The 11,351-nt window shown below is 73.7% G+C and carries 9 protein-coding genes; 2 read left to right on the forward strand and 7 right to left on the reverse strand.

Annotated elements, in window-relative coordinates; all coding sequences use genetic code 11:
- Positions 1 to 40: 40 nt before the first annotated feature.
- From ACFUMH_RS16585 to ACFUMH_RS16615, 7 genes are all read right to left on the reverse strand, one after another.
- Positions 41 to 1,174 carry a branched-chain amino acid aminotransferase gene (locus ACFUMH_RS16585; RefSeq protein ID WP_378208110.1) on the reverse strand — a complete coding sequence of 378 codons (1,134 nt, stop codon included), beginning with the start codon at positions 1,172 to 1,174 and terminating at the stop codon, positions 41 to 43.
- A gap of 155 nt (positions 1,175 to 1,329) precedes the next feature.
- On the reverse strand, positions 1,330 to 2,388 hold the full coding sequence (locus tag ACFUMH_RS16590; RefSeq protein ID WP_378208113.1) for a 3-isopropylmalate dehydrogenase: 1,059 nt from the start codon (positions 2,386 to 2,388) through the stop codon (positions 1,330 to 1,332).
- A 78-nt stretch (positions 2,389 to 2,466) separates the two neighbouring features.
- Positions 2,467 to 2,991: an ASCH domain-containing protein gene (locus ACFUMH_RS16595; protein WP_378208116.1), complete on the reverse strand. Its 525-nt coding sequence runs from the start codon at positions 2,989 to 2,991 to the stop codon at positions 2,467 to 2,469.
- A 125-nt stretch (positions 2,992 to 3,116) separates the two neighbouring features.
- Positions 3,117 to 4,145, reverse strand: coding sequence for a ketol-acid reductoisomerase (gene ilvC / locus ACFUMH_RS16600; protein WP_378208119.1), 1,029 nt, complete (start codon positions 4,143 to 4,145; stop codon positions 3,117 to 3,119).
- A 52-nt stretch (positions 4,146 to 4,197) separates the two neighbouring features.
- Complete coding sequence (gene ilvN, locus ACFUMH_RS16605) at positions 4,198 to 4,722, reverse strand: acetolactate synthase small subunit (protein ID WP_378208122.1); 525 nt, start codon at positions 4,720 to 4,722, stop codon at positions 4,198 to 4,200.
- A 13-nt stretch (positions 4,723 to 4,735) separates the two neighbouring features.
- Positions 4,736 to 6,595 (reverse strand): acetolactate synthase large subunit, encoded by a 1,860-nt coding sequence (locus ACFUMH_RS16610; RefSeq protein ID WP_378208125.1) that lies wholly within the window; start codon positions 6,593 to 6,595, stop codon positions 4,736 to 4,738.
- A 305-nt stretch (positions 6,596 to 6,900) separates the two neighbouring features.
- Positions 6,901 to 7,545, reverse strand: coding sequence for a TetR/AcrR family transcriptional regulator (locus ACFUMH_RS16615; RefSeq protein WP_378208129.1), 645 nt, complete (start codon positions 7,543 to 7,545; stop codon positions 6,901 to 6,903).
- Positions 7,546 to 7,686: 141 nt separating this feature from the next.
- Between ACFUMH_RS16615 and ACFUMH_RS16620 the strand changes: the two genes are divergently transcribed.
- Together ACFUMH_RS16620 and ACFUMH_RS16625 are read left to right on the forward strand one after the other, a co-directional pair.
- Complete coding sequence (locus tag ACFUMH_RS16620) at positions 7,687 to 8,988, forward strand: MFS transporter (protein WP_378208132.1); 1,302 nt, start codon at positions 7,687 to 7,689, stop codon at positions 8,986 to 8,988.
- A gap of 50 nt (positions 8,989 to 9,038) precedes the next feature.
- A complete protein-coding gene (locus tag ACFUMH_RS16625; protein ID WP_378208135.1) occupies positions 9,039 to 11,324 on the forward strand; it encodes a glycoside hydrolase family 3 C-terminal domain-containing protein in 2,286 nt (761 codons plus the stop codon).
- The last annotated feature ends 27 nt before the right edge of the window (positions 11,325 to 11,351 follow it).

The following is an 11,351-nucleotide window of genomic DNA, read 5'->3' on the forward strand; positions in this document are numbered from 1 at the left end:
CCCCCGCTCCGGGGACCGCCGCCGTCCGTGCGCCGGCTCGTCAGAGCAGCTGCGTCATCCACCCGTGCCGGTCGGCGGCACGCCCGTACTGGATGTCGGTGAGCTCCGCGCGGATGCGCGTCGTCACGGGGCCCGCCTGGCCGTCACCCACGACGAGGTCGAAGTCGTCGCTCGCGAGGCGGCCGATGGGCGTCATGACCGCCGCCGTGCCGCACGCGAAGACCTCGGTGACGCTGCCGTCGGCGAGGCCGGCGCGCAGCTCGTCGAGCAGGATCGGGCGCTCGGAGACCTCGTGGCCGGCATCGGTCAGCAGGCGCAGGATCGACGAGCGCGTCACGCCCTCGAGGATCGTGCCGCCGATCGGCGGCGTGGCGACGGACCCGTCGGCGTGCACCACCACGACGTTCATGCCCCCGAGCTCCTCGAGCTGCGTACCGGTGCGGTCGTCGAGGAAGCACACCTGCTCGAAGCCCTTGGCGTACGCCTCCTGCTGCGGCAGCAGGCTCGCGGCGTAGTTGCCGCCGCACTTCGCGGCACCCGTGCCGCCCGCACCGGCACGGTGGTAGTCGCGCGCCACCCAGATCGACACGGGCTTCACGCCGCCCGCGAAGTACGGGCCCACGGGCGAGGCGATGACGAGGAACTCCGCCTCGAGCGACGGGCGCACGCCGAGGAACCGCTCCGAGGCGTACATGAACGGGCGCAGGTAGAGGCTCGTCTCCTCGCCCGTGGGCACCCACTCCCGGTCGACGCCCACGAGCGCGCGGATCGCGCCGAGGAAGTCCTCCTCCGGCAGCTCGGGCAGCGCGAGGCGCTGCGCCGACCGGCGGAACCGCGCTGCGTTCGCCTCCGGACGGAACGTCCACACGGTGCCGTCGGGGTGCCGGTACGCCTTGAGGCCCTCGAAGATCTCCTGCGCGTAGTGCAGGACGGCCGTCGCCGGGTCCAGCTGCAGGGGTCCGTACGGCTCGACGCGGCGACCGTGCCAGCCGGTCTCCTGCGACCAGCTGATGCGCGCCATGTGGTCGGTGAAGACCGTGCCGAACCGGGGCGCGGCCAGCGCCGCCGCGCGCTCGTCGTCCGGCACGGGGTGCGCGGAGGCGTGGATCTCGAAGGTCTGCTCGGGGGTCTGCTCGGGGGACTGCGCCGAGGCAGGGGTCGCGAGGGTGCTCATGGGAGGGCCTTTCACCAGGGTCGACGTCGACGGTACCGGTGCGGACGGCCGGGTGGACAGGCGGCGCCGACCGTGCGGGTGCACGGACGCGGGCCTGCGGGGTCAGGACTCGTCGGGCGGTGCGGGTCGCGTGCCGCGCCCCTGCGGGAGGGGCGTCAGCCGGCGACGCGGGCGGCGAGGTCCTTGCCCACCTCGGCCGTCGACCGTACTCGCTCGGCGGAGCCGCGCTCGGCGAGGTCCGCCGCGACGGCGGCCTCGACGCGGCGGGCGGCCGCCGTCTCGCCGACGTGGTCGAGCAGCAGCGCGACGGACAGCACGGTGGCCGTCGGGTCGGCCTTGCCCTGACCCGCGATGTCGGGCGCGGACCCGTGCACGGGCTCGAACATGCTCGGCGCCGTGCGGTCCGGGTTGATGTTCGCGGACGCGGCGAGGCCGATGCCGCCGGTGATCGCGGCGGCGAGGTCGGTGAGGATGTCGCCGAACAGGTTGTCCGTGACGATGACGTCGAAGCGCGACGGGTTCGTCACGAGGAAGATCGTCGCGGCGTCGACGTGCAGGTAGTCGACCGTCACGTCGGGGAACTCCGCGTTCACGGCCTCGACCGTGCGACGCCACAGGTGGCCAGCGTGCACGAGCACGTTGTGCTTGTGCACGAGCGTCAGCTTCTTGCGCGGACGCGCGGCGGCGCGGGCGAAGGCGTCGCGCACGACGCGCTCCACCCCGAACGCCGTGTTCACGCTGACCTCGTTGGCGACCTCGGCGGGCGTGCCCACGCGGATCGCGCCACCGTTGCCGACGTACGGACCCTCGGTGCCCTCGCGGACGACGACGAAGTCCACCTCGCCGGGCGCGGCGAGCGGGCTGGTCACGCCCGGGAACAGCTTGCCGGGGCGCAGGTTCACGTAGTGGTCCAGCGCGAAGCGCAGCTTCAGCAGCAGGCCGCGCTCCAGCACGCCCGACGGGACGCTCGGGTCGCCGATCGCGCCGAGCAGGATCGCGTCGTGCGCGCGGATGGCGTCGAGGTCCGCGTCGGTGAGCGTCTCCCCCGTCGCGTGCCAGCGGCGCGCACCCAGGTCGTAGTCCGTCGTGGCCAGGCGGGGGCCGCCGGCGCCGAGGGCGGCCTCGAGCACGAGCAGGCCCTGCTCGACGACCTCGGTGCCGATGCCGTCCCCGGCGACGACGGCGAGGTCCAGGGTGCGCGTGCTGTCCGACATGCTCGTCACCCTACGACCGTCCTGCCTGTCGGACCGACGCTTTCCACCACGTGGACAGCGACGCCCTGACCGGCACCGTCAGTCGACGGCGGGCGCCGGACCGTCCGTCGGGTACACCACCTCGAACCGCTCCAGCACGACGTCCCCGGCCACCTCGCCGCTCACGCCGCCGTTCAGCGCACGCCACCGGTCGACGACGTCGTCCGCCGCGCTGCCCAGCTCCGCACCGGCGTGCGCCGCCGTGACGTCGGCCGCCGCGACCACCTGCACGTCCGTCACCCGCACGAGCGCGCGCGGCCGCCGCTCCCCGTCGAGGACGATCCCCACGTCCCCCACCTCCGGCAGGTCGTCGAACGCCGTCCGGGGTCCTGACGTCGCCGTCTTGCGCCCGGCGAGCACCGCCTCGACCTCGGCGTCCGCCTCCGCCGCCGTGACGCCGAACGCCCACGCCGGCGGGACGACCACGTCGTCGGACTGGTCGCCCACGATCACGCCCAGCCGTCCGAAGCCCAGGTGGCCCTGCGCGGCCTGCCAGAACGCCAGCAGCCCCTCGTCGTCCTGCACGTCCGCACGCTCGCGCGCCGTCGTCCGCGGCTCGTCCATCGGTCCTCCTCGGCTCGGGTCGCGGCCATCCTGCCCCGCCCCCACCGGACCGGCGACCGGAGCAGGGACGGCGACGGGCCGCCACGCAGGTGCGTGACGGCCCGTGGCCGAGGGAGGTACGGAGGTCAGCGCGCCGCCGAACCCTCCTGGTAGTCGGTGTCCGAGGGCTTCACCCACGCGAACAGCTGGCGCAGCTCGCGGCCGACCGGCTCGATCGGGTGGTTCTGGCCCTTCTCGCGCAGCGCCTGGAACTCCGGGGCGCCCGCGTCCTGGTCGGCGATGAAGCGGCGCGCGAACTCGCCGTTCTGGATGTCGCCGAGGACGGCCTTCATGTTCTCCTTCACGTCGGGCGTGATGACCCGGGGGCCGGAGACGTAGTCGCCGTACTCGGCCGTGTCGGAGACGGACCAGCGCTGCTTGGTGATGCCGCCCTCGAAGATGAGGTCGACGATGAGCTTGAGCTCGTGCAGCACCTCGAAGTAGGCGACCTCGGGCTGGTAGCCCGCCTCGGTCAGCGTCTCGAAGCCGTACTGGATGAGCTGCGACACGCCGCCGCAGAGGACGGCCTGCTCGCCGAAGAGGTCGGTCTCGGTCTCCTCGGTGAACGTCGTCTTGATGCCGGCGGCACGCAGGCCGCCGATCGCCTTGGCGTAGGAGAGCGCGAGCTCCCACGCCGAGCCCGACGCGTCCTGCTCGACCGCGACGATGACCGGCACGCCGCGCCCGTCCGCGTACTCGCGGCGGACGAGGTGACCCGGGCCCTTCGGGGCGACCATGAGCACGTCGTGGTTCGCCGCGGGCTTGATGTAGCCGAAGCGGATGTTGAAGCCGTGGCCGAAGACGAGCGCGGCGCCGTCCTTGAGGTTCGGCTCGATCTCGTCGCGGTAGACGATGCGCTGCACCTGGTCCGGCGCGAGGATCACGACGACGTCGGCGCCGCGCACCGCGTCGGCGACCGTGGCGACCGTGAGGCCCTCGTTCTCGGCCTTCTCGCGGGACGCGGAGCCCTCGCGCAGGCCGACGGTGACGTCGACGCCGGAGTCGCGCAGGTTGAGGGAGTGCGCATGCCCCTGGCTGCCGTAGCCGATGACGGCGACCTTCTTCTGCTGGATGACCGACAGGTCGGCGTCGTCGTCGTAGAACAGCTCAGCCACGGTGGATCTCCTCGATGTGTGGTGCGTAGGGGTGCTGGGGGACGGACGGAGGTCAGGCGGACCGGCTCACGCGCTCCAGCGCGCGGTCGGTGATGGACCGCGGTCCGCGGCCGATGGCGACCGTGCCGGACTGCACGATCTCACGGATGCCGAACGGCTCCAGGGCCGCGAGCAGGGCGTCGAGCTTGCCCGGGCTGCCCGTCGCCTCGACGACGACCGTGTCGGGCACGACGTCGACGACGTGCGCGCGGAACAGCTGCACGACCTCGAGCACGTGCGTGCGCTGCGCGACGTCGGCCTTGACCTTCACGAGCAGCAGCTCGCGCTGGACGGACGCGGCATCCTCGAGCTCGACGATCTTGATGACGTTGATGAGCTTGTTGAGCTGCTTCGTCACCTGCTCGAGCGGCAGGGCGTCGACGTCGACGACGACGGTGATGCGGCTGATCTCGTCGTGCTCGGTCGGGCCGACCGCGAGCGAGTGGATGTTGAACGAGCGCCGGGCGAACAGGCCGGCGACGCGTGTGAGCACGCCCGGCTTGTTCTCGACGAGGACGGACAGGGTGTGGCGGGTCATCGCTGCGTTCCTCTCAGTCCTCGCGGTCCCACGCCGGGCTGATGCCCCGGGCGTACTGGATGTCGTCGTTGCTCACGCCGGCGGCGACCATCGGCCACACCATGGAGTCGCGCGACACGGTGAAGTCCACGACCACCGGACGGTCGTCGATCTCGAGCGCGCGCTTGATGGTGGCGTCCACGTCGGCGGTCGTCTCGCAGCGCAGGCCGACCGCGCCGTAGGCGTCGGCGAGCTTGACGAAGTCGGGCACCCGCACCGTGCCGTGGCCCGTGTGCAGGTCGGTGTTGGAGTAGCGCGACTCGTAGAACAGGGTCTGCCACTGGCGGACCATGCCGAGCGAGCTGTTGTTCACCACCGCGACCTTGATCGGGATCTCGTTGATCGTGCAGGTGGCCAGCTCCTGGTTGGTCATCTGGAAGCAGCCGTCGCCGTCGATCGCCCACACGACCCGGTCGGGGTCGCCGACCTTCGCGCCCATGGCCGCCGGCACGGCGAAGCCCATCGTCCCGAGGCCGCCCGAGTTGATCCACGAGTTCGGGCGCTCGTACCGGATGAACTGCGCCGCCCACATCTGGTGCTGCCCCACACCGGACGCGTAGATGGCCTCCGGGCCCGTGATCTCGCCGATGCGGCGGATCACGTGCTGCGGCGCGAGGTGCCCGTCGGTCGGCTCGTCGTAGCCGAGCGGGAACGTCTCGCGCCACGCGTCGAGCTGACGCCACCAGGCCTCGAGGTCCGGCCTGCCCTGCTGGGCGTGCTCGCGCTCGAGCTCGGGCAGCAGGTCGGCGAGGACCTCGCGCAGGTCGCCGACGATCGGCACGTCGGCACGCTTGTTCTTGCCGATCTCGGCCGGGTCGATGTCGGCGTGCACGACGGTCGCGTTCGGCGCGAAGCTCGACAGCTTGCCGGTCACGCGGTCGTCGAACCGCGCACCCAGAGCGACGACGAGGTCCGCCTTCTGCAGCGCCGCGACGGCCGCCACCGTGCCGTGCATGCCCGGCATGCCGAGGTGCTGCGGGTGGCTGTCGGGCAGGGCGCCGCGCGCCATGAGCGTCGTCACCGCGGGCGCCCCGGACAGGTCGGTCAGCCGGCGCAGCAGCTCGGACGCCCGGGCACGGATCACGCCGCCGCCCACGTACAGGACCGGCCGGCGCGCGGTCGCGAGCAGGCGCGCGGCCTCGCGGACCTGCTTGGCGTGCGGCTTGGTCACCGGGTGGTAGCCCGGCAGCTGCACGTCCTGCGGCCAGCTGAACGTCGTCTCGCTCTGCATCGCCGACTTCGCGATGTCGACGAGCACCGGGCCGGGGCGGCCCGAGGACGCGATGTGGAACGCCTCCGCGATGGTGCGCGGGATGTCGTCCGGGTCGGTGACGAGGTAGTTGTGCTTGGTGATCGGCAGCGTGATGCCGACGATGTCGGCCTCCTGGAACGCGTCCGTCCCGATGAGCGGCGCGCCGACCTGCCCCGTGATCGCGACCATCGGCACCGAGTCCATGTTGGCGTCGGCGATGGCGGTGACGAGATTGGTGGCGCCCGGGCCGGACGTCGCCATGGTCACGCCGACCTTGCCCGAGGCGTACGCGTAGCCGGCCGCGGCGTGGCCACCGCCCTGCTCGTGCCGCACGAGGATGTGCCGCACCCGGGTCGAGTCCATGAGCGGGTCGTACGTCGGCAGGATCGCGCCGCCGGGGATGCCGAAGACGGTGTCGACGCCGACCTCCTCGAGCGACCGGACGATCGACTGGGCGCCCGTGACCTTCTCGGGGCCGATGCGGCGGGTGTCCGCGTCGGCCGGGCGCACGGTCGCGTCGCCGGCGGGCCGGACGGGGCGGACCGGCGTGCGCGGCGGTGCGGGGTGAGGACCCTGGACCATCGTCGTCTCCTGGTGCTGCTCGGTGCTGTCGGTCGTGCGGCGTGCGCACATCCGGTGCGATCCCCGGCGCTCAGGCACGCCGGGCACGAAAAAGCCCCTCGACCCGGGCACCGGGATGGACGAGGGGCGAGCGCGCGCGGACGAGACCTGGCGGTGTCGGCCTCAGCCGGCGCGCTCAGGAAGTACTACGAGGATCGTCTGCACGGCCGTGACACTACGCCCGTGACGCGTGCGTGTCACCTCGCTCCCTCGCGGTCTCACATCGTGGTTCACGGACCACGTGCTGGGACGGTCGGGCCCCGCGCTCACTCCGTGAGCGGCACCGTCACCAGCGCCTGCAGCTCGGCGCGCAGCGCGCCGACCATGTCGGTACCGGCCCGGTCGTACAGGAACTGCACCTGCAGGCCGTCCATGAGCGCCACGACGCGCCGTGCTGCGTCCGCCGGGTCGACGCCGGGACGCAGCACCCCCGCGGCCTGCGCGCCGCGCAGCGCGTCGCCGACGAAGGCGAGCACCGTGCGGTAGCGGTCGCGGAACCAGACGTGCGCGGGGTGGTCCGGCGCGGTGGCCTCGGCGGAGAGGATGCAGAACAGCTCCACGATCGTGGGACGGCGCACGTTGGCCTCGACCACCCGCACGAGCGAGCCCAGCGCGGCGACGGGGTCGCCGGCGGCGTCCGCGGCGGCCCGGTCCTCCTCGTCGCGCTGCTCGAGCACCGCGAGCAGGAGAGCCTCCTTGGTCCGGAAGTGGTGCAGCAGCGCCGTGTGCGACAGGCCGACGCGCGCCGCCACCTCGCGCAGCGACGCCGAGCGGTAGCCGACCTCGCCGTACAGCTCGGTGGCGGCGGCCGTGATCTCGCGGCGGCGCGCGCGCCCCTTCGCGTAGCCACCGCCGGCGGTCCGGCGACGGACGGGGCCGGCGACCCCGGTGTCGGGGCGGGCTCCGGTCATGGGACGCACCCTAGCCGCCGGAAACCGACCGACCGGTCGGTGATGGGGATCACAGGGACAGAAACTTACCGATCGGTCGGGTTTCGTGTCACCGTGGGTGCCGGTCGCGGCCGACGGAGGCCGCCGGACACAGGAGTCCCCATGACGCACCTCGCCCCCGCGGAGCAGCCCCTCCCGCTGGACGGCACGCCACCGCTGCCCGCACCGGTGCGCACGCCCTCCCGCCGCCTCGTCCCCGCCTACGTGGGCGGCTTCCTCGCGTTCAACGTCGCGCTGCTCACGCCGGTCGTCAGCACGCTCGCCCTCCGGGTCAACGCCCTCACCACCGCGGACGAGCGCGCGGGGGCGCTCGGGCTCGTCACCGGCATCGGCGCCTTCTTCGCGTTCGTCGCGAACCCGCTGGCCGGCGCGCTGTCGGACCGCACGACATCCCGCTTCGGGCGCCGTCGGCCCTGGATCGTGCTCGGCGTGCTCGTCGGCGCGGCCGGCCTCATGACGATCGCGCTCGCCCCCTCGATCGCCGTGGTCGCCATCGGCTGGGCGCTCACGCAGGCCGCGTTCAACTGCACGCAGGCCGCGGTGCAGGCCGTGCTGCCCGACCAGGTCGAGGAGCGGCTGCGCGGTCGCGTCTCCGGCTGGCTCGGCATCGCGCAGAACGCCGCCCCGCTGGTCGGCGTCGCGCTGGCGTACGCGTTCACGGCCGCCGGCGCCTCCCCCGTCCTCATGTTCGTCGTGCCGACCGCGATCGGCGTCGCCGGGATGCTCTGGCTCGCCGCCGTGCTCCGCGACCCGGTCCTCGACGGCAGCACGCTGCCGCCGTTCCGGCTCGGCGCGTTCCTCCGCGCGTTCTGGCTCGACCCGCGCCGGCACCCCGACTTCGCGTGGGCGTTCACCGGCCGGTTCCTGCTGCTGCTGGCGCTCGCGGCGTACAACGCGTTCCAGGTCTTCTACCTGCTCGACCGGTTCGGCTTCGACGAGGCGACGGCGCTGTCCTGGCAGCTGCGCCTCATGGTCGTCAGCGCGGTCGCGCTCGTGGTCGCCGCGGCCGTCGGCGGCGCGGTCTCTGACCGCACGGGCCGCCGCAAGGTCTTCGTCGTCGCCGCCACCGTGCTCGCGGCCGCCGCGCTCGTCGTCTTCGCCGTCGCCCAGGAGCCCACGACGCTCTACCTCGCGACCGCGCTCTTCGGCGCCGGCAGCGGGCTCTACTTCGCCGTCGACCTCGCGCTCGTCACCGACGTGCTGCCGAACCGCGAGACCGAGGCCGCCAAGAACATGGGCGTCTTCAACATCGCCAACGCCCTCCCCCAGTCGCTCGCGCCGGCGCTCGCGCCGCTGCTGCTCGGCATCGGCGGCGGCGGCAACTACGCCGCGCTGTTCCTCACCGGCGCCGCCGTGGCCGTCGTCGGCGCGGCCAGCACGCTCCTCATCCGCGGGGCACGCTGATGCCCGGCACCCCCGCCCGTCCGCACCCGACCACCTCCGGAGGCCCTCGCATGCCCGACACCACCGCCGCCCCGGGCGGCACGCCGCTCGACGTCCCCGCCCTGCTCGCGCAGCTCACGCTCGAGGAGAAGGTCGACCTGCTCGACGGCTCCGACTTCTGGCGGACGCAGCCGGTCGAGCGGCTCGGCATCGGCAAGGTGATGCTGTCCGACGGCCCGCACGGCCTGCGCGCGCAGCACGAGGAGGGCGACCACCTCGGCGGGCTCGAGGCCGCGCCCGCCGTCGCGTTCCCGCCCGCGGCCGCGACCGCGTCCTCGTGGGACGTCGACCTGCTGCGCCGCGTCGGCCGCGCGCTCGCCGAGGAGGCGCGGGCCCTCGGCGTGTCCGTCGTGCTCGGCCCGGGCGTCAACATGAAGCGGTCGCCGCTGTGCGGGCGCAACTTCGAGTACTTCTCCGAGGACCCGTACCTTGCGGGCCACCTCGCCTCCGCGCTGGTCGACGGCGTGCAGGAGCACGGCGTCGGGACGTCGCTCAAGCACTTCGCGGCGAACAACCAGGAGACCGACCGCATGTCCGTGTCCGCCGAGGTCGACGAGCGCACGCTGCGCGAGATCTACCTGCCGGCGTTCGAGACCGTCGTGACGCGCTCGCAGCCGTGGACGGTCATGTGCTCCTACAACCGCATCAACGGCGTCTTCGCCTCGCAGGACCCGTGGCTGCTCACGCGCGTGCTGCGCGACGAGTGGGGCTTCGAGGGCCTCGTGGTGTCCGACTGGGGCGCGGTGTACGACCGCGACGAGGCGGTCGCCGCGGGCCTCGACCTCGAGATGCCGTCGTCGGGCGGCGTCGGCGCGGCCGCGGTGCGGCGCGCGCTGGAGGCGGGCACGCTCACCGAGGCGGAGGTCGACGTGGCCGTCACGCGCGTGCTCGAGCTCGTCGCACGCTCGCAGGACGCGCTCGCGCCCGGGCAGACGTACGACGAGGACGCGCACCACGCGCTGGCGCGCGAGGCCGCGGGTGACTCCGTGGTGCTGCTGAAGAACGACGGCGGCATCCTGCCGCTCGACCCGGCCGACACCGGCGCCGTCGCGGTCGTCGGCGCGTTCGCCGCCACCCCGCGGCTCGGCGGCGGCGGGTCGTCGCAGGTCACGCCCACCCGCGTCGACGACGCCGTGACCGCGCTGCGGCTGGCGCTCGGCGAGCGCGAGGTGCGGTTCGCGCCCGGCTTCGCGCTGGCCGACGACGCGCCCGCCGACGAGGTGGCGCGCCTGGCGGCCGAGGCCGTCGAGGCGGCCCGCGGCGCCGCGGTCGCCGTGGTGTTCCTCGGGCTGCCCGACGCGTGGGAGTCGGAGGGCTACGACCGCGACCACATGCACCTGCCGCCGCAGCAGGTGGCGGTGCTCGAGTCCGTCGCCGCCGTCGCCGAGGGCGTCGTCGTCGTGCTCACCAACGGGTCCGTCGTCGAGGTCGAGCCGTGGCAGGGGCACGCGGACGCGGTGCTCGAGACCTGGCTGCTCGGCCAGGCCGGCGGCGGCGCGGTCGCGGACGTGCTCGTCGGCGCCGTGAACCCGTCGGGCCGGCTCGCCGAGACGCTCCCCGTCGCGCTCGAGGACAACCCGGCGCTCGGCAACTTCCCCGGCGAGGCCGGCGTCGTCCGCTACGGCGAGGGCCTGCTCATCGGCTACCGCTGGTACGACGCGCACGCGCTCGACGTCGCCTACCCGTTCGGGCACGGCCTGTCGTACACGACGTTCGCGCACGACGACCTCGACGTGCAGGTGCTCGACGACGGCGCACAGCCGCGCGTGCGCGTCGCGGTCACCGTGACCAACACGGGCGACCGCGCCGGCAAGGAGGTCGTGCAGGTCTACGTCGCGGACGAGGAGGCCTCGGTGTTCCGGCCCGAGCAAGAGCTCAAGGGCTTCGCGAAGGTGGCGCTCGAGGCGGGCGCGTCCGCACGCGTGGAGATCGAGCTCGACGCCCGCGCGTTCGCGTTCTGGCACCCGGTGCTGCGGCGCTGGGTGGTCGAGCCCGGCACGTTCACGGTGCTCGAGGGCGCGTCGTCCCGCGACCTGCGGCAGCGTGCGTCGGTGGAGCTGGCGGGCGAGGACGTCGCGCTGCCCGTCGACGCCGACTCGACGGCGGAGCAGTGGCTGGCGCACCCCGTGCTCGGCGACCGCCTGCGCCAGGCGGTCGAGGGCACCCCGACGGCGCACATGCTGTTCGCGCCGGACACGGGCCAGATGATGCGCGCCATCCCGATGCGCCGCCTGGCCCGCTTCCCCGGCTCGCCGGTGGACGAGGAGTGGCTGGAGAAGGCCGCCGCGGCGGTCTGACCCCTTCCCGGCGCCGACGGCCGGCGG

The sequence above is a fragment of the Cellulomonas sp. NPDC057328 genome, assembly GCF_042667215.1.
GTDB lineage: Bacteria > Actinomycetota > Actinomycetes > Actinomycetales > Cellulomonadaceae > Cellulomonas.